This is a genomic window from Comamonas sp. C11, assembly GCF_024496285.1.
In the GTDB taxonomy this organism is placed as follows: Bacteria; Pseudomonadota; Gammaproteobacteria; order Burkholderiales; family Burkholderiaceae_C; genus Comamonas; species Comamonas testosteroni_F.
Map to the genome: position 1 here is coordinate 5,733,885 of NZ_CP101743.1, position 17,784 is coordinate 5,751,668.

Here is a 17,784-nt window from a genome sequence, read left to right on the forward strand (position 1 = left end):
TTGCCAGTTCGTAATACTGCGTAAATTCAACGCTGTATCACGAACTTTTGCACGGGCTTACTTCTTCAGCAGGCCTTGCAGCAGGCGACCCATTTCGGAAGGGTTGCGGGTGATGGTGAAGCCGCACTCTTCCATGATGGCCAGCTTGGCGTCAGCCGTGTCGGCACCGCCGGAGATCAGGGCACCTGCGTGGCCCATGCGCTTGCCGGGAGGCGCAGTCACGCCGGCGATGAAGCCCACGATAGGCTTCTTCATGTTGGCCTTGCACCACTGGGCAGCTTCGGCTTCGTCGGGACCGCCGATTTCACCGATCATGATCACGGCATCGGTGTCGGGATCGTCGTTGAAAGCGCGCATCACGTCGATGTGCTTCAGACCGTTGATGGGGTCGCCACCGATACCGACGGCGGAGGACTGGCCAATGCCCAGTTCGGTCAGCTGAGCCACGGCTTCGTAAGTCAGCGTGCCGGAACGGGACACCACGCCCACGCGGCCCTTCTTGTGGATGTGACCGGGCATGATGCCGATCTTGATTTCGTCAGGCGTGATCAGACCGGGGCAGTTGGGGCCCAGCAGCAGGGTCTTCTTGCCGCCGGCAGCTTCCTTGGCCTTCATCTTGTTGCGCACTTCCAGCATGTCGCGAACGGGGATGCCTTCGGTGATGCAGATGGCCAGGTCCAGATCGGCTTCAACGGCTTCCCAGATGGCAGCAGCAGCGCCTGCGGGAGGCACGTAGATCACGGACACGGTAGCGCCGGTTTCCTTGGCAGCGTCCTTGACGGAACCAAAGATTGGGATGTCGAAAATCTTTTCGCCAGCCTTCTTGGGGTTCACGCCTGCCACGAAGCAGTTCTTGCCGTTCGCGTATTCCTGGCACTTTTCAGTGTGGAACTGACCGGTCTTGCCAGTAATGCCCTGGGTGATGACCTTGGTGTCTTTGTTGATAAAGATCGACATGTTTCTATCTCCGGGGCGTATTACTTAACGGCAGCAACGATCTTGGTCGCTGCTTCAGCCATGGTGTCGGCAGCGATGATGGGCAGGCCGGAATCCTTGAGGATTTGCTTGCCCAGTTCTTCGTTGGTGCCCTTCATGCGCACGACCAGAGGCACGCTCAGGTTCACGGCCTTGCAGGCAGTGACCACGCCGGTGGCGATGGTGTCGCACTTCATGATGCCGCCGAAGATATTGACCAGAATACCCTTGACTTCAGGGTTCTTGAGCATGATCTTGAAGGCTTCGGTCACCTTCTCGGCCGTAGCGCCGCCGCCCACGTCCAGGAAGTTGGCAGGTTCGCCGCCGAACAGCTTGATGGTGTCCATGGTGGCCATGGCCAGACCGGCGCCGTTCACCAGGCAGCCGATGTTGCCGTCCAGGGAGATGTAGGCCAGATCGAACTTGGAGGCTTCGATTTCGGCAGCGTCTTCTTCGTCCAGATCGCGGAAGGCCACGATTTCGGGGTGACGGAACAGGGCGTTGGGGTCAAAGTTGAACTTGGCGTCCAGGGCCATCAGGTCGCCCTTGGAGTCGCAGTTCAGGGGGTTGATTTCCACCAGCGACGCGTCGGTGTCCATATAGCACTTGTAGATCTTGGCGAACAGATCCACGGCCTGGTCCACGGACTTGCCTTCCAGACCGATGGCAGCTGCCACCTTGCGCGATTGCGCTTCGGTGATGCCGGTCAGGGGGTCGATCATCTCGGTGATGATCTTTTCGGGAGTGGAGTGAGCCACTTCCTCGATGTCCATGCCGCCTTCGCTGGAAGCGATCAGGGCAACCTTCTGCGTGGCACGGTCAGTCACCAGCGACACATACAGTTCGTTCTTGATGTCGGCGCCGTCTTCGATGTACAGGCGGCGAACCTTCTGACCTTCAGGGCCGGTCTGGTGAGTCACCAGTTGCATGCCCAGGATCTGCTCGGACAGCTTTTGCACGTCCTCGATGGACTTGGCAACCTTCACGCCGCCGCCCTTGCCGCGGCCACCAGCGTGGATCTGGGCCTTCACCACCCACACGGGTCCACCCAGCTTCTGGGCTGCTTCAACAGCCTCTTGCACGGTAAACGCAGGAATGCCACGGGGAACGGGCACACCAAATTGGCGCAAGATTTCCTTGCCTTGGTATTCATGAATCTTCATGACTTTGTCTCTCTGAACTGAGGGGAAATACCCGCTTGCCACCGACTCGGGGGAGCCTGGCCATCGGGTTCATATGACATGGCGAGCAGGAATGTACCATGCTGCACCGCGCAAAACGACACCTGAACATGCGCAGAATCCACAATTTCACGCAACTTTGTCGTGTTCCTGAAACAGCTGCAATGCCTTGAATTCTTTAGGGAAATTATTCCTACACGATATCTTTTCTTCCCGCAACTTTCTTATGTCTTATATACGAGTTAAGGACATTGAAGCAGCGGCTGGCAATGTGCTGACAACCGCGAATAGCTGCTACGTCTACTGGGCCATTCGCGCAGGACTTGCCTAAAAGACAGGCAGTGCACATCCCTGACGAGATTCAAGGACAATCACCGCTCGGAAAGCGGCAATGGTGCCGCAGGCAGCGGCATAGAAACCAAGAAATGCGCGCGCCGGTGCAGGAGAAAATGCAATGGCAAAAGTCTTTATTGACGGAGAAGCAGGAACCACGGGTCTGCAGATCCGTGATCGTCTGGTCGATTTTGCAGGTGTGGAACTGGTCAGCATCGACCCCGCACTGCGCAAGGACCCGGCTGCCAAACGCTCTCTGATTGCCGGTGTGGATCTGGTCATCCTCTGCCTGCATGACGATGCCGCCCGTGAAACGGCAGCCATGGTGGACTCCATCACCGCCGAGACCGGCCGCGCCATCAAGATCATCGACGCCTCCACCGCCCATCGCACGGCCGCAGGCTGGGTCTACGGCTTCCCAGAACTGCGTGCCGGCCAGCTCGACGCAGTGAAGAGCGCCACCCGCGTCTCCAACCCCGGCTGCTACGCCACGGGCGCCATCGCCCTGCTGGCACCGCTGGTGGCTGCCGGCCTGATTCCCGCCGACTACCCCGTGAGCCTGCCCTCCGTGTCCGGCTACACCGGCGGCGGCCGCACCATGATCGAAGCCTATGAAGGCGGTGATGCCGCCCCTTACGAGGCCTACGCGCTGGGCCTGTCGCACAAGCACATTCCCGAAATCCTGCACTACACCGGCATGACCCGCCGCCCCGTGTTCATCCCCGCCGTGAGCAACTTTGCCCAGGGCATGCTGGTGCAGCTGCCGCTGCACCTGGATCTGCTGCCCGGCGCACCCAAGGCCGCCGACCTGCACGATGCACTGGCCAGCCATTACGCCCAGACCAACACCAGCGCCAACTGGGTCAGCGTGCTGCCGCCCACGGACGACAACAAGCTGGCCGCCGACACCCTGGCCAATACCAACAAGCTGGAGTTGCGCGTGTTTGCCAACGAGCAATACCGCCAGGCCGTGCTGATCGCGCGTCTGGACAATCTGGGCAAGGGTGCCAGCGGCGCCGCCGTGCAGAACCTGCAGATCATGCTGGGTCTCTGAACACGCCCCGCATCTGCTGAAACGGCCCTAAGGGCCGTTTTTTATTGACTTCGCGGCGACGATCAGCACTTGGCCCCGCTCCGGACAAACAATAAAATCAATAGCTTGCAGCGCTCTTCGGCCAAGGAGTTCAATGCAGAAGATGCATCGAATCATTGTCTATATTGCGCACAGAGCTCCTGTTTTAAAAGCGCATCCTCATGAACCCCACTGAAGCCGCCGCCCGGCGTGCCACGCTCATCGGCCTGCTGGCCGTGCTCTGCTGGAGCTGCACCGTGGGCCTGATGCGTGCCGTGGCCGAGCCGTTGGGCGCCGTCGGCGGCGCGGCCTGCCTCTACACCATGGCCGCCATCTGCATTGCCGCAGCACGCGGGCGCAAAGGCTGGCGCGAGCTGGCACGCTGGCGCAGCATGCACCCTGCCTATCTCTGGGGCTGCGGCCTGCTGTTCGTGGTCTATGAAATCTGCCTGTCCGTAGCCGTGGGCCTGGCCCACGACCGCAGCCAGGCCATGGAAATCGGGCTCATCAACTATCTCTGGCCCAGCCTCACCATCGTGCTGGCTGTGCTGTGCGGCCAGCAGGCGGCTCGCTGGTGGCTGTGGCCAGGCGTGCTGATCTGCCTGTGGGGTCTGGCGCGCGTGCTGGGCGGCGACAGCTTCAGCCTGCCGGTCATGTGGAGCCATGTGCTGGGCAACCCGCTGGCCTATGGCATGGGTTTTGCGGCCGCCCTGCTCTGGCCGACCTACTCGCTGCTGGCGCGCCGCTATGGCGCAGGCTTCAACGCCGTAGGCCTGTTCGTGACCTGGACTGCCATCGCACTGTGGCTCAAATGGCTGATGCTGGGCGAGCCACAGCCCATGCTCTGGACCTGGCTGACCGCCGGCCAGGTCTTGCTGGTCGGGGCGCTCACGGCACTGGGCTACAGCTGCTGGGAGCACGGCATCCAGCATGGCAAGCTGGCCCTGCTCGCTGCGGCGTCCTATTTCACGCCCGTGCTCTCGGCGCTGATGGCCAGCGCCCTGCTGCAGGTGCTGCCGGGCTGGAGCTTCTGGCAAGGCGTGGCACTGGTAACGCTGGGTTCGCTGGTCTGCTGGTGGGCAACGCGCAGCAGCCGGGATTAGGCCGGCACCGCGCCCGCCCGGGCCCTCAGACCGTCAGCCAGATGCCCAAGCCGAGCACGGCGGCATGCCCGGCCAGCAAGATCCACAACAGCGTCCAGGGCGGCTCGGTCAGAGCCTGCAGCATCTCCTGGATGCGGGCGCCCAGAAAGGCGCGCAGCGCCGGATCGTCCTTGCCGCCTTCGCTGCCCCACTGGGCGCGCGTGTGGCCCCATTCCTCGAGCAGGTCGGCCAGCGGCAGGCGATTGAGCACGCTGCGCACCACGAACTGCACGGCACGCCCGTTGCCCACCCAGGGCTGCAGATGCTCCATCGCCGCGCCCACGGTGAGCAGGTCGGCCGCCTTGTGCAGGGCCTGATGGGCACTGGGCAGGGCCTCGATGCGCTGTGCCAGCATGGCCGCCAGACGCTCGGCCAGGCCCTGGCCGTAGCGCGCCACCAGCTTGCCTGCCGCGCGGGCGCGGCCCAGCTGCAGACCGACCATGAGGTAGGCGGGGATGATGAAGATCAGCACCACGGCCACCAGCAACGGGGGCGACATCAGCAGGCTGATCACGGCGCCGTAGATGCCGGTATGCGCCGAGGCATGAATGCCTTGGCCAGAATCGGCCATCAGGCGGGAGAAATAGAACACGGCCGCGCCGCAGCCCAGCACCAGGGCTAGCAAGGCACCCAGCATCAGGCCGCCCAGCAGCGATTTGCCGGCACTCAGACCCACGCGCAATGCGGACGGAGTATCAGAATTCGAGGCAGTTGAGGGCATGCATTGTCCTTTCCGTCACGGAGTCAAACAGTCGCCGGCTACGTGCAGTTCTCAGCCCGCGTCATCACTTTCGTCGAACGCCGAGTATGGAGCCTCGCGCAAAACCCGCGATGCCACGGCAGAAGAAAAGCCGCGCGAAGCCATGAAGCGCAGCTGTTTGGCTTTTTCCTTGATATCGGCAGGCGGCGTACCAAAGCGCTTGCGCCACAGCTCGCGGGCGCGTTCCAGCTCGGTATCGCGCAGTTGCTCGCTCGCGTTGCGCACCACTTCATCGTCCAGCCCTTTGCTGCGCAACTCCTGCACCAGCCGCGCCGTGCCAAAGCGACTGGACTTGCTGTGAATGACGGAATCCACCACCCGCTGCACGCTGATGAAGCCGCGCTTTTCCAGCTCGTCGAGAATGGCCTGCAGGTCATCACCCTCTTCCACATAAGGCGCCAGCTTGCGCTGCAGCTCCAGCCGCGAATGCTCGCGCTGCCCCAGCAGCTTCAGGGCTCGGCCTTTGAGTGAAAGCTTGGCAAAGCTCACGACACATCTCCAGAAACAAAAAGGCGCAGGACGAACCTGCGCAAAGATGGCAAACCTTTTGAGCAATGAGGCCCGCACTCAAACACTGGCGCTCACCAAGCCAGGGACATCAAGCAAGGGCCGCATCGCAGCGAGGATGTCGTCCCCTTTCGCGAAAGGCGCATAGCGCCTCAGGGAAGAATCAGCCTTCAATCACTCCGTCCTTGTCCACCTTGCCCTTGCCGCCCTTGGCAGGCTTGGCTTCGGCAGCCGCTGCACCTTCCACAGGCAGCAGCTTGATGCCCAGGCTATCGCGCACCTTGTTTTCGATTTCGATGGCCAGCGCGGGGTTCTCGCGCAGGAACTCACGCGAGTTGTCGCGGCCCTGGCCGATTTTTTCGCCGTTGTAGGCATACCAGGCACCGCTCTTTTCCAGAATCTTGGCGTTCACGCCCATGTCCAGAATCTCGCCTTCGCGGCTGATGCCTTCACCAAACAGAATGTCGAACTCTGCCGTCTTGAAGGGGGGCGAGACCTTGTTCTTCACGACCTTGACCTTGGTTTCGTTGCCGATGGCCTCGTCGCCCTTCTTGATGGTGCCGGTGCGGCGGATATCCAGACGCACGGAGGCATAGAACTTCAGCGCATTGCCGCCGGTGGTGGTCTCGGGCGAACCGAACATCACGCCGATCTTCATGCGGATCTGGTTGATGAAGATGACCATGCAGTTGGTCTTCTTGATGGTGGCCGTCAGCTTGCGCAGGGCCTGGCTCATCAGGCGGGCCTGCAGGCCGGGCAGGGCGTCGCCCATCTCGCCTTCGATTTCGGCCTTGGGCGTCAAGGCGGCCACCGAGTCGATGACGATCAGGTCCACGGCACCCGAGCGCACCAGGCTGTCGCAGATTTCCAGGGCCTGCTCACCGGTGTCGGGCTGGCTGATCAGCACGTCGCTGAGGTTCACGCCCAGCTTCTGGGCGTAGCTGGTGTCCAGCGCATGTTCGGCGTCGATAAAGGCGCAGGTGCCGCCCTGCTTCTGCATCTCGGCAATGACCTGCAGCGTCAGCGTGGTCTTGCCCGAGGATTCGGGACCGTAGATTTCGATCACGCGACCACGGGGCAGACCACCTACGCCCAGAGCGATGTCCAGACCCAGAGAGCCGGTGGAGACGACCTGAATGTCTTCGATGGCTTCACCTTCGCCGAGCTTCATGATGGTGCCCTTGCCGAACTGCTTTTCGATCTGGGCCAGGGCTGCAGCCAGGGCTTTGGCTTTTTCGCTGTTGGCGTCGTTGGTCTTGGCGATGGCGTTCATATCAGGCTCCGGAGTAGGTGAATGACTGTCTGTGGCCAGTCCTGTTTTTGCATTCAGGCTGGATGCTTGAACAGTAGTTTAGAGGCCAATACTGCATATTTATTTAAATATTTAGTCAGTTTGCCTTACTATTTATCCATGTCAGAAATAGCCCCCGTCACCCCGCCCGCCGATGCCTGGCGCCAGACCCATCTGGGCCGTTTGCTCGGCCATGCCATGCGCCGCTTCGATGCGCGCGTGCTGCAGCTCATGGCGCGCGCAGTGGAGGTGCCGCTGGCGCTATCCAATCTGGCGGCGCGCGACAAGGTGGGGGCAGCCCATATCCACATCACACGCCATCTGTCGCTGGCTGGCGACCGGCTCACCGATCTGGCCGACAAGGCCGGTATGACCAAACAGGCCATGGCCGACTTGGTGACGCAGTGCGAAGCCTGGGGCCTGGTCACGCGCGAGACCGACCCGCATGATGCGCGCGCCAGGCGCGTACGCTTCACCGATGCCGGTCTGGCCTGGTTGCAGGCTTTTCACGACGCCGTAAGCCAGGCCGAGGCCGAGTTTCGTGAAGCCGTGGGAGCGGATGTGGCCACCGTGGTCGCGCTGGGCCTGGAAGCCTATGCCGAAGGCTACTGAGATTCGACACCTGTAAGCGGCTGTCGAGAATTGCCCCGAACAGCCATGGGCCATCCCTACAATGGCAGCAAAAGTGCAAACAGGCACACATAACAAGCAGGAGACACACATGCGCATACTGATTGCCGAAGACGACCAGGTGCTGGCAGACGGCCTGCTGCGCACGCTGCGCAGCTCGGGCGCCGTCGTCAGCCATGTGGCCAATGGCAGCGAGGCCGATACCGCCTTGCTGACCAGCAGCGAATTCGATTTGCTGATTCTCGATCTGGGCCTGCCCAAGGTACACGGCCTGGAAGTGCTCAAGCGCCTGCGTGGGCGCGGCGATGCGCTGCCGGTGCTGATTCTCACGGCCGCCGATTCGATCGAAGAGCGCGTACAGGGCCTGGACTATGGTGCCGACGACTACATGGCCAAGCCGTTTGCGCTGTCCGAGCTGGAAGCGCGCGTGCGCGCCCTCACGCGTCGCGGCATGGGCGGCGCCAGCTCCACCATCAAGCACGGCCCGCTGGTCTATGACCAGACCGGCCGGGTCGCCACCATCGACGGCAAGATGGTGGAGTTGTCGGCGCGCGAGCTGGGCCTGCTGGAGGTGCTGCTGCAGCGCGCAGGCCGTCTGGTCAGCAAGGACCAGCTGGTGGAGCGTCTATGCGAATGGGGCGAGGAGGTGAGCAACAATGCCATCGAGGTCTATATCCACCGCCTGCGCAAGAAAATCGAGAAAGGCCCGATCCGCATCGCCACCGTGCGCGGCCTCGGTTATTGCCTGGAAAAGATAGCTCCCCCCTGAGCGGCTGCGCCTAGGCGGCCCCGCCGCTTCCCCCGAGGGGACGATGGCCTTTGCTGCGGGGCGGCCCTTGCTGGCCATCCCTGAGTTGGAATACGCCAGTTTTACAAGCATGAAAATCTTTCAGCGTGAGCAGCGATCCCTCTTTGGCGAGATCCTCGACTGGATGCTCACGCCACTGCTGCTGCTCTGGCCCGTGAGCCTGGCACTGACCTGGCTGGTGGCCCAGGGTCTGGCCAACAAGCCCTTCGATCGCGCGCTGGAGTACAACGCCCAGGCCCTGGCCCAGCTGGTCATCGTTCAGCGCGGCAAGGTGCAGTTCAATCTGCCGCAGTCGGCCAGCGAGATCCTGCGCGCCGATGAATCGGACACGGTGTTCTTCCAGGTCAGCGGCACCAGGGGCGAATATCTGGCCGGCGAGCGCGACCTGCCCCGCCCGCCCGCCGTCGACGAGGACACGCCCACCGGCTCGGTGCTGCTGCGCGATGAGGAATACAAGGGCATCGATCTGCGCGTGGCCTATATCTGGGTGCGCATGCCCCTGCCCGGCGAGCCCAACGCCCTGGTGCAGGTCGCGGAAACACGCGAAAAGCGCAGCGTGCTGGCCACGGAAATCATCAAGGGCGTGATGCTGCCGCAGTTCGTCATCCTGCCGCTGGCCGCCCTGCTGGTCTGGCTGGCGCTGGCGCGCGGCATCAAGCCGCTGCACCGGCTCGAAGAACGCATACGCGCGCGCAAGCCCGAAGATCTCTCGCCCATCAATCACAAGGATGTGCCGCTGGAGGTGGTGCCGCTGGTCGATTCGGTCAACGATCTGCTGCAGCGCCTGCACGACTCCATCGCCACGCAGAAACGCTTTCTGGCCGATGCGGCCCACCAGCTCAAGACCCCGCTGGCAGGCCTGCGCATGCAGGCCGACCTGGCCCAACGCGAGGGCACCAATACCGAAGATCTCAAACGCTCGCTGGCGCAGATCGGCCGCTCAAGCATGCGTGCCACGCATACTGTCAACCAGCTGCTGGCACTGGCACGGGCCGAGAGCGCCGTGCCCGCCATGCAGGGCTGCAACCTCGTGCGCATCGTCACCGACGTGGTGCAGGACTGCCTGCCGCGCGCCATGGACAAGCACATAGACCTGGGCTACGAGGGTGCCGGTGCCAGCACGCCCGGCGTCTGGCTCAACGGCAATGCCACGCTGCTGACTGAGCTGGTGCGCAATCTGGTCGACAACGCCATCAACTACACACCATCGACCAACGAACAGCCAGGCATGGTCACCGTGCGCGTGCAGGCCGATCATTTCGGCCAGATCCTGCTGCTGCAGGTCGAGGACTCCGGCCCCGGCGTACCGCTGGGCGAGCGCGAACTGATCTTCCAGCCCTTTTACCGGGCACTGGGCTCCGAAGCCGACGGCTCCGGTCTGGGCCTGCCCATCGTCATGGAAATCGCCCGTCAGCATGGGGCGCAAGTGCTGCTGCAGGATGCCAGGCCCGGTCATGCCCCACCGGGGGCGCTGTTTACCGTGCGCTTCAAGGCCATGCCGGGACAGCAGTGAAGCGCAACCTAAAAATGCACCAATTCGGTGCCAGCCAAGGCTGAAAAACTGCGCCAGGCTTGGCTTTGCGCCCGCTTGCCCCGATTCCCGTAACGGAAACTGCGTATCTGGCAAGTTCTCGCTTACCCTAGAATCAATTCGATCATGGGTTGTCTGAAGAGTCGCTAGTTGCGCCGCGCAAGACAACAATTTGGAATCACTGGATCCCGGGAGCTTTTTGATGCAACGACGTCAATTCATCTACACCGCCGCTGCGGCCGCAGCCGCTTCTTCTTTCTCCGGCATGAGCATGGCGCAGGACACATCGCGTCCTCTGCGCATCGTCGTGCCCTTCCCCGCTGGCGGCCCTACCGACATGGTGCCCCGCAACATGCAGGACGTGCTGATCAAGCTGCTGGGCGGCCAGGCCGTGGTGATTGAAAACAAGGCCGGTGCCGGCGGCTCCATCGGCATGGCCGAAGTGGCTCGCGCCACCGATGGCGTGACCTTCGGTATCGCCACGATGTCCACCCATGGCGTGAACCCCGCCGTGTTCAAGAAGCTGCCCTACGACGCGATCAACGACTTCGTGGGCGTGACCGAGATCGTCAAGGCTCCCGGCGTGCTGGTGATCAACCCCAAGCTGATTCCCGTGAAGACTTTTGCCGAGTTTGTGGCCTACCTCAAGGCCAACCCCGGCAAGGTGTCCTATGCCACCCCCGGCAACGGTACCATCGGCCATATGTGGGGCGCCCAGTTCCTCAAGAGCACGGGCACCGAAATGCACCACATTCCCTACCGTGGCTCTGCACCGGCCATCAACGACGTGCTGGGCAACCAGGTGCCGGTCTACTTCGACCAGGTGAACTCGTCCCTGCCCCATATCAAGTCGGGCAAGGTGCGCGCCCTGGCCGTGTCCTGGCATGAACGCCTGGACGTGCTGCCCGATGTGCAGACCTATGCGCAGGCCGGTCACCCCGATCTGAACGAGCCTTCCTGGTTCGGCCTGGTGGCCCCCAAGAACACGCCCGCCGCACAAGTGGAACGTGTGCAAAAAGCCATCATTGCCGCACTCAAGGACCCCGCCGTCAAGCAGCGCATGGCTGCTCAAGGCCTGTACCCCTCGGGCACATCGAGCGCCGACTTCACCAAGCAGATCGCCAGCGAAGTGGCCAAGATGAAGAAGCTGGCCGCTGTCGCCAATATTCATCTGGACTAAAACAGGAGCTGGTTGCGCCCGTTGCAACTGGTTTTCCAATATAAAAGGCCTGCAAATGCAGGCCTTTCTTGCGATAGCAGCTACGAAAATTACTTGGCACAGGCCTGCAAGGCCTTGGGCAACAGATTCTTGCCAGCCAGCGCCGCCACTTCGTTGCGCAAGGTCCGCGTGGCCTTGGGCAGACGCAACGCATAGGTCGTCACATCGGGGCGCTCCTGCACCACGCGCGCGGTGCGCACGCCCTGGCGCGCGAAAGTGGCCAGCTGGCGCTGGGCGGCTTCTTCCGTCGAAAAACGCCCCAGCGACAGACCGGGCTCGAAACTGCCGCCGGCGCGGTCGAAGTCGATATTCATCAGGCGCAGCTCGCCGCGCTTGCGGTCCATGAATTCGGCGTCGGGGAACTTGCCCATATAGACCATCCAGCGCCCGCCCTGATGACTGGCCACCAGCTCCCAATCGCTCTTGGATTTGCCCGCCAGCGCGCGGCGAATGCTGTCGGCCTGCGCCTCTTCGATACCTGAGGCCTGATAGCAGGCCTCGGGCTCCTTGATGGCTGTCTTGGCATCCTTTGTGTCCTTGCCGTCCTTGCTTTCCCTGGCCGCGGCAGTGACAGCCTCGGGTTTGCCATCCGACTTGCTTTCGGGAGCAGCAGGCGGTGCGCTGTCGTCCACGGCAGGCGCTTCGGGCTCCGGCTCCGCCGTCTTTGCGGGTTCGGTGGCCGGAGCTTGTGCCGCTTCGGGCTGTTGCAGCACCAGGGAATCCGGCCTGATCTGCTCCTGAAGGCGCTGCGGCTCGGACTGCAACTCCGGTGCCAGCCCCATGCCGGCCAGATAGCCGTGGCTCCACATGTAGTAACCCGCGTTGCCCAGCAGCAAGAGCAGAAAAACGATTCTCAGCATAGGTTTCTCACATCAGTTATCCATGGGCTGCAGCCGCTCGCGGGCAGCCGGGCAAGGTCCTGGGCGGCCCCGCCGCCCCGCAGCGAGGGCTGCGTCCTTCTCCCCTGGCGCGCAGCGCGTAGAGAGAGGAGGAAGGCGCAAAGCGCCTCAGGAGGTGCTTCATTTCAAGCCTGCAGCGGGCTGCCAGCCGGACGCACGCTGATTTCAGAACTGGTCACGGCTTGCAGCCCGGTCGCGGTACGCACCAGAAAGCCGCCATCGGCAGCCACACCCTGAGCCATGCCGCTCGTGCCGTCGCTCAGATTCACCTCGCGTCCGGCCAGCAGATCGCGCTGGGCAAAGCGCTGCATCAGCGGAGCAAAGCCATGCAGGGCAAAGCTCTGCACCTCGGCCACCAGATTGGGCAATATGCAGGCCAGGGCCGTGGGCGCGTCCAGTGCGGCATCGAGCTCCTGCAGGCAGGCCGGGGCCGTGCGCATGCCGTCACCGGGACGGGGGCGAACATTGATGCCGATACCGATCACCACATAGCGCGGGGCCGTCATATCGTGCTGCTGGCCGCCGACAAAGCTGGCGGTCTCGATCAGAATGCCGGCCAGCTTGCGGTCGCCCTCCAGCCACAGATCGTTGGGCCATTTGATGCCGATCTTGGGCGCGCCCCCCGCAGCGGGAAGCTGGGGCTGCAGGCTCTCGGCCACGCTCACACCCACCGCCAATGACAGCCCCGACCAGTCGCGCGGTGCCAGCGGCAGGCCCAGCGAGAACATCAGCGAATCACCGACGCCGCTGACCCAGTTTCGGCCCAGGCGGCCTCGGCCCTGGGTTTGCTGCTCGGCAATCAGCAGCACCGGATCCGTCAGCCCGTCGCGCGCGCGGCGCATGATTTCGGTATTTGAGGAATCGATGGTCGGCAGCACCTCGACCGTGAAGCCCGGCAACTGCGGTGCAATGGCTTCCCACAAGGCTTCGGCATTCCAGTGAATCGGCTGAGTCATTTCTATCTATCCAAATCTAAAAACTGGCGCAACGCAAGACAAAAAACTGACGCGGCCCACACCAGAGACGCCAAGCCAGGGCCATCCCGCAGCGATGGCATCGTCCCCCTCCCGCGAAGCGAGAGAGGGGGAAGCGGCGGGGCCGCCTAGGCAAGGCCGCTCAGGGGGTGCCGTGAGGCATCGGAGGTTTCCAGCCCCTTTTCGGCGCCAGCATGGTGCCGCGGCAGTTCGCAGCGCCGCAGTAGCAGGCATATTCAGCCTTGAGCTTGGCCGTATAGCGCTCTTCCACCATCAGGCCGTAGTCGTAGTTCAGTTCTTCGCCCGCTGCAATATTGCGCAGCGCCACGATATAGACGCGACCGTCGATCTCGTCGGTGTAGCAGTTGGGCGCGCAGCTGTGGTTGATCCAGCGCGAGGAGTTGCCCTTGTGCGTGGCATCTATCACCCGCTCATCGTCGACCTGAAAGTAAAAAGTGTGATTGGGCTGGCTGGGATCATGCGGATGACGATCCTGCGCCTCCTGCCAGTCAATCACTTCACCCACGTACTCAATAATGGTTTCGCCTTCCGCAATATCCTGCGCGGCGAAAACGCCTTTGCCATGAACGCCGGAGCGCCGGGTCTGGATGCGGCGGCCGGTTGAAGAGGCCAGTGATGTGCGGGGCATGTTTTCTCTGATACTTTGAATATGCACACATGTGCGCATGCGCGCGCGTGAGAAGCGAATTGTATGAGCCTGAGTTTTGATTCGGGTTCAGGTGGTTAATGACGACGAGAACACACAATGACTAAAACCCTGGTGATTGCAGAGAAGCCTTCTGTCGCACAGGACATCGTCCGTGCGCTGACCCCGGTGGCAGGCAAGTTCGAAAAACACGATGACTATTTCGAATCCGACAGCTATGTGGTGACCAGTGCGGTCGGCCACCTGGTGGAGATTCAGGCGCCCGAAGAATTCGACGTCAAGCGCGGCAAATGGAGTTTTGCCAATCTGCCGGTCATTCCCCCGCGCTTCGACCTCAAGCCCGTGGACAAGACCAAGACCCGCCTGAACGCCGTGGTCAAGCAGGCCAAGCGCAAGGATGTGACCGAACTCATCAACGCCTGTGACGCGGGCCGCGAGGGGGAGCTGATCTTCCGCCTGATCGAGCAATACGCGGGCGGCGCCAAAGGGGGCCTGGGCAAACCCGTCAAGCGCCTGTGGCTGCAGTCCATGACGCCGCAGGCGATTCGCGACGGCTTCAACAATCTGCGCAGCGACCAGCAGATGCAAGGCCTGGCCAGCGCCGCGCGCAGCCGCTCCGAAGCCGACTGGCTGGTGGGCATCAACGGCACGCGCGCCATGACGGCCTTCAACTCGCGCGACGGCGGCTTCTTCCTGACCACCGTGGGCCGCGTGCAGACGCCCACCCTGTCCCTGGTGGTGGAGCGTGAGGAAAAGATCCGCAAATTCGTCAGCCGCGACTATTGGGAAGTGCACGGCACTTTCGACGCCCAGGCCGGCCAGTACCTGGGCAAGTGGTTCAACCCGCAGTGGAAGAAATCGGACGATGCCGAGGCCAAGGCCGACCGCCTGTGGAACAAGGCCGAGGCCGAAGCGATTGCCGCAGCCGTCCAGGGCAAGCCGGCCACCGTCACCGAGGAAAGCAAGCCCACCACGCAGGCATCGCCCCTGCTTTTCGACCTGACCAGCCTGCAGCGCGAGGCCAACGGCAAGTTCGGCTTCTCGGCCAAGACCACGCTGGCGCTGGCGCAAAGCCTGTACGAACGTCACAAGGCCCTGACCTACCCGCGTACCGACTCGCGCGCCCTGCCCGAGGATTATCTGCCCGTCGCCAAGCAGACCTTCGACATGCTGGCCACCAGCGGCATGCGCCATCTGGCGCCGTTTGCCCAGCAGGCCATCAACGACAACTACATCCGCCCCACCAAGCGCGTGTTCGACAACAGCAAGGTGTCGGATCACTTTGCCATCATCCCGACCACCCAGGCCCCCTCCGGCCTGTCGGAAGCCGAACAGAAGCTGTACGACCTGGTCGTGCGCCGCTTCATGGCCGTGTTCTTCCCCAGCGCCGAATACCAGGTCACCACGCGCATCAGCAAGGTGGAGCAGCACAGCTTCAAGACCGAGGGCAAGGTGCTGGTCAAGCCGGGCTGGCTGGCCATCTACGGCAAGGAAGCCGCCAACGAGGTGGAGGACGCCAAGGAAGGCGACAAGGGCCAGCCCCTGGTGGCCGTGCAGCCCGGCGAGCAGCCGCGCACCCACCACGCCGATGTCAAGGGCCTCAAGACCAAGCCGCCGGCACGCTACTCCGAAGCCACGCTGCTGGGAGCCATGGAAGGCGCCGGCAAGCAGATCGACGACGACGAGCTGCGCGAAGCCATGCAGGAAAAAGGCCTGGGCACGCCAGCCACGCGCGCGGCCATCATTGAAGGCCTGCTGACGGAAAAGTACATGCTGCGCGAAGGCCGCGAGCTGATCCCCACGGCCAAGGCCTTCCAGCTGATGACGCTGCTGCGCGGCCTGGAAGTCGAGGAGCTGTGCCGTGCCGACCTGACCGGCGAATGGGAATTCAAGCTGTCGCAGATGGAAAAAGGCCAGCTCTCGCGCGAAGCCTTCATGCAGCAGATCCAGGCCATGACCGAGAAGCTGGTCAAGAAGGCCAAGGAATACGACCGCGACACCATTCCCGGCGACTACGCGACGCTTTCCACACCCTGCCCCAACTGCGGCGGCGTGGTCAAGGAAAACTACCGCCGCTATGCCTGCACAGGCGCCAATGGTGCCAGCGAAGGCTGCGGCTTCTCGTTCACCAAATCGCCGGCCGGCCGCACCTTCGAGACGGCCGAGGCCGAGCAACTGCTGCGCGAGCGCCGTATCGGCCCGCTGGAAGGCTTCCGCTCCAAGGCCGGCTGGCCGTTTGTGGCCGAGGTCGCCATCGTGCGTGACGAGGAAAACAGCAACTTCAAGCTGGAATTCGACTTCGGCGACGACAAGGACTCCGAGGACACGGGCGAGATCGTGGACTTTGCCCACCAGCAAAGCCTGGGCCCCTGCCCCAAGTGCGGCTCGCCCGTGTTCGAACATGGCGCCAACTATGTCTGCTCCAAGGCCGTGCCCACGCTGGCCCAGACCACGCCCAGCTGTGACTTCAAGAGCGGCCAGATCATTCTGCAGCAGCCCATAGAGCGCGAGCAGATGAGCAAGCTGCTGCAGACCGGCAAGACCGATCTGCTGGAGAAGTTCGTCTCCAACCGCACGCGCCGCAACTTCAAGGCCTTCCTGGTCTGGGATGGCGCAGCGGGCAAGGTGAACTTCGAGTTCGAGCAGCGCGAAGGCAAATACCCGGCGCGCAAGACGGCTGGCGCTGCAGCGGCCAAGACCACGACGGCTGCCGCCAAGAAGACAGGCACGGCAGCCAAGAAGACCGCCGCCAAGACAGCGACCAAGGCGACGACCAAGACCGCTGCGGTGAAGAAGCCCCGCACCGTGAGCGCCACGCTCAAGCCCAGCGCCGACCTGGCCGCCGTGATCGGCAGCGAGCCGACCTCGCGCCCCGACGTGATCAAGAAGCTCTGGCACTACATCAAGGCCAACGGCCTGCAGGATGCCAAGGACAAGCGCGCCATCAACGCCGACGCCAAGCTCAAGCCGGTGTTCGGCAAGGAGCAGATCAGCATGTTCGAGCTGGCCGGCATCGTGGGCAAGCATGTGAGCTGATCGCCAGCCCTGCCAAGCTGACACACAGAGACCGCCACGGCTTGCCGCTGGCGGTCTTTTTCATTTCAGGCAGCGCAGCGCAAGGCGTTCAGATAGCCATATATGGCCGTGTTGGCGCGCTGGCGCAGCAAGTCCAGATCCGGCGGTGCATCGGCGGCCAGATAGCTGTGATTGAACAGGCCGTACAGAATGCACTGGCTCACCCGTGCAGCATCGCGCACCGGGTAGTCCGGGGGCAGATCGACGGCCTGCTCTATGGCTGCGGCCCAGGCATCCACACAGCGCTCGAACATCTTGCGATAGGCCTCGGAAGTGGAGTAGTGACGCTCCAGCAGATAGTGGGCACCCCATTCATCTGCCCGCTCGCGGTGCGCCTGCAACTGTGACTCGATCACCGCCTCGGCAATCTGCATCAGCGGCTGGCCCGAATGACTGCCGGTCACGCCGCGAATGCCCAGCAGCAGCGACTTGGAGCGCAGATGCAGGCAGACCTTGGCCAGATCTTCCTTGCCCGAGAAATACTCGTAGAAGCTGCCCAGCCCTGTGCCCGCCACCAGGACGATCTCGCGCACGGTGATTTCCGCGTAACTGCGCTCAAGCAAAAGCCGAACAAAGGCGTCCTGCAGGGCCTGAAACGTCTGCCGCGCGCGGGACTGCAAAGGGCGGCGACGCCCTGCTGTCGCGGTGGAAGGAGTGCGTGGTTTCATGCTGGCCAAATCCGAACACCTTTTTTGCACGGTTTCCTAGAATTTTTGACAG

Annotated in this window: 16 protein-coding genes; 7 read left to right on the top strand and 9 right to left on the bottom strand. The window is 62.9% G+C overall.

Going from position 1 to position 17,784, the window contains the following annotated elements:
* Positions 1 to 57 precede the first annotated feature (57 nt).
* Positions 58 to 957, bottom strand: coding sequence for a succinate--CoA ligase subunit alpha (gene sucD, locus NOX35_RS26480; protein ID WP_003064739.1), 900 nt, complete (start codon positions 955 to 957; stop codon positions 58 to 60).
* Between the two features lie 20 nt (positions 958 to 977).
* The gene (gene sucC, locus NOX35_RS26485) at positions 978 to 2,138 is read right to left on the bottom strand and encodes an ADP-forming succinate--CoA ligase subunit beta (RefSeq protein ID WP_003064741.1); all 1,161 of its coding nucleotides are present in this window, start codon (positions 2,136 to 2,138) and stop codon (positions 978 to 980) included.
* Between the two features lie 472 nt (positions 2,139 to 2,610).
* On the opposite strand from sucC, the gene argC reads away from it, so the two are divergent.
* Positions 2,611 to 3,543, top strand: coding sequence for an N-acetyl-gamma-glutamyl-phosphate reductase (argC, locus tag NOX35_RS26490; protein ID WP_039050365.1), 933 nt, complete (start codon positions 2,611 to 2,613; stop codon positions 3,541 to 3,543).
* A 200-nt stretch (positions 3,544 to 3,743) separates the two neighbouring features.
* Positions 3,744 to 4,664, top strand: coding sequence for an aromatic amino acid DMT transporter YddG (yddG, locus tag NOX35_RS26495; RefSeq protein ID WP_256495278.1), 921 nt, complete (start codon positions 3,744 to 3,746; stop codon positions 4,662 to 4,664).
* A 25-nt stretch (positions 4,665 to 4,689) separates the two neighbouring features.
* Here yddG and NOX35_RS26500 read toward each other — a convergent pair whose 3' ends face one another.
* From NOX35_RS26500 to recA, 3 genes are all read right to left on the bottom strand, one after another.
* The gene (locus NOX35_RS26500; RefSeq protein WP_256495279.1) at positions 4,690 to 5,424 is read right to left on the bottom strand and encodes a hypothetical protein; all 735 of its coding nucleotides are present in this window, start codon (positions 5,422 to 5,424) and stop codon (positions 4,690 to 4,692) included.
* A gap of 51 nt (positions 5,425 to 5,475) precedes the next feature.
* Positions 5,476 to 5,952, bottom strand: a complete 477-nt coding sequence (gene recX / locus NOX35_RS26505) for a recombination regulator RecX (protein WP_256495280.1) — start codon at positions 5,950 to 5,952, stop codon at positions 5,476 to 5,478.
* A 181-nt stretch (positions 5,953 to 6,133) separates the two neighbouring features.
* The gene (recA, locus tag NOX35_RS26510) at positions 6,134 to 7,243 is read right to left on the bottom strand and encodes a recombinase RecA (RefSeq protein WP_256495281.1); all 1,110 of its coding nucleotides are present in this window, start codon (positions 7,241 to 7,243) and stop codon (positions 6,134 to 6,136) included.
* A 138-nt stretch (positions 7,244 to 7,381) separates the two neighbouring features.
* Here recA and NOX35_RS26515 point away from each other — a divergent pair, with 138 nt between their 5' ends.
* From NOX35_RS26515 to NOX35_RS26530, 4 genes are all read left to right on the top strand, one after another.
* On the top strand, positions 7,382 to 7,873 hold the full coding sequence (locus tag NOX35_RS26515; RefSeq protein WP_256495282.1) for a MarR family winged helix-turn-helix transcriptional regulator: 492 nt from the start codon (positions 7,382 to 7,384) through the stop codon (positions 7,871 to 7,873).
* 109 nt (positions 7,874 to 7,982) lie between these two features.
* Complete coding sequence (locus NOX35_RS26520; RefSeq protein WP_003064757.1) at positions 7,983 to 8,660, top strand: response regulator transcription factor; 678 nt, start codon at positions 7,983 to 7,985, stop codon at positions 8,658 to 8,660.
* A gap of 109 nt (positions 8,661 to 8,769) precedes the next feature.
* The gene (locus NOX35_RS26525; RefSeq protein WP_256495283.1) at positions 8,770 to 10,212 is read left to right on the top strand and encodes a sensor histidine kinase; all 1,443 of its coding nucleotides are present in this window, start codon (positions 8,770 to 8,772) and stop codon (positions 10,210 to 10,212) included.
* A gap of 220 nt (positions 10,213 to 10,432) precedes the next feature.
* Complete coding sequence (locus NOX35_RS26530; protein WP_256495284.1) at positions 10,433 to 11,410, top strand: tripartite tricarboxylate transporter substrate binding protein BugE; 978 nt, start codon at positions 10,433 to 10,435, stop codon at positions 11,408 to 11,410.
* Positions 11,411 to 11,499: 89 nt separating this feature from the next.
* On the opposite strand, the gene NOX35_RS26535 is transcribed toward NOX35_RS26530, so the two are convergent.
* The 3 genes from NOX35_RS26535 to NOX35_RS26545 all read right to left on the bottom strand — a co-directional run bounded on the left by NOX35_RS26535 (position 11,500) and on the right by NOX35_RS26545 (position 13,971).
* Positions 11,500 to 12,309 (bottom strand): SPOR domain-containing protein, encoded by an 810-nt coding sequence (locus NOX35_RS26535; RefSeq protein WP_256495285.1) that lies wholly within the window; start codon positions 12,307 to 12,309, stop codon positions 11,500 to 11,502.
* Positions 12,310 to 12,473: 164 nt separating this feature from the next.
* Positions 12,474 to 13,304 carry a biotin--[acetyl-CoA-carboxylase] ligase gene (locus NOX35_RS26540; protein WP_256495286.1) on the bottom strand — a complete coding sequence of 277 codons (831 nt, stop codon included), beginning with the start codon at positions 13,302 to 13,304 and terminating at the stop codon, positions 12,474 to 12,476.
* 160 nt (positions 13,305 to 13,464) lie between these two features.
* The gene (locus NOX35_RS26545; protein ID WP_034351085.1) at positions 13,465 to 13,971 is read right to left on the bottom strand and encodes an SET domain-containing protein; all 507 of its coding nucleotides are present in this window, start codon (positions 13,969 to 13,971) and stop codon (positions 13,465 to 13,467) included.
* A 117-nt stretch (positions 13,972 to 14,088) separates the two neighbouring features.
* Here NOX35_RS26545 and NOX35_RS26550 point away from each other — a divergent pair, with 117 nt between their 5' ends.
* Positions 14,089 to 17,025: a DNA topoisomerase III gene (locus NOX35_RS26550; RefSeq protein ID WP_256495287.1), complete on the top strand. Its 2,937-nt coding sequence runs from the start codon at positions 14,089 to 14,091 to the stop codon at positions 17,023 to 17,025.
* Between the two features lie 65 nt (positions 17,026 to 17,090).
* Here the strand turns inward: NOX35_RS26550 and NOX35_RS26555 are convergent, their stop codons facing one another.
* Complete coding sequence (locus NOX35_RS26555) at positions 17,091 to 17,684, bottom strand: TetR/AcrR family transcriptional regulator (protein WP_182287329.1); 594 nt, start codon at positions 17,682 to 17,684, stop codon at positions 17,091 to 17,093.
* Positions 17,685 to 17,784 lie beyond the last annotated feature (100 nt).